The 269-nt window shown below is 65.8% G+C and carries 1 protein-coding gene; it reads left to right on the plus strand.

The window, feature by feature from the left end:
• Positions 1 to 267 (plus strand): sulfite exporter TauE/SafE family protein (locus tag HKX41_11695; GenBank protein NNC24796.1); only part of this gene is annotated, 267 nt, incomplete at its 5' end.
• Positions 268 to 269 lie beyond the last annotated feature (2 nt).

A 269-nucleotide genomic window follows, 5' to 3' on the forward strand; every position in this document is an offset into this window, starting at 1 on the left:
CGTGGCGCCCGCACCGATGCGGGCGCCGCGAACCTCGTCGACGAGGACGAGATCAAGGGCTACTTCGCCGCAATGTTGCTCGCCGGCAGTCTTGCCGTCGCGACAAACAAACTGGGGAACATCTACGGCATCGCGGCCCTCAACACCGTGAGCACGGTGCTCATCTTCGGAGCCGCGTTCCTCGTGAGCGGCGCCGTCGTTCTCGCTGCCGTCTGCCGCCTCCGCAGTAACGCATCCAGCACGTGGTGCCGGCTCACCACATCCTAACC

Origin of the sequence: Salifodinibacter halophilus, from assembly GCA_012999515.1 — a bacterium.
Classification (GTDB): domain Bacteria; phylum Pseudomonadota; class Gammaproteobacteria; order Nevskiales; family Salinisphaeraceae; genus Salifodinibacter; species Salifodinibacter halophilus.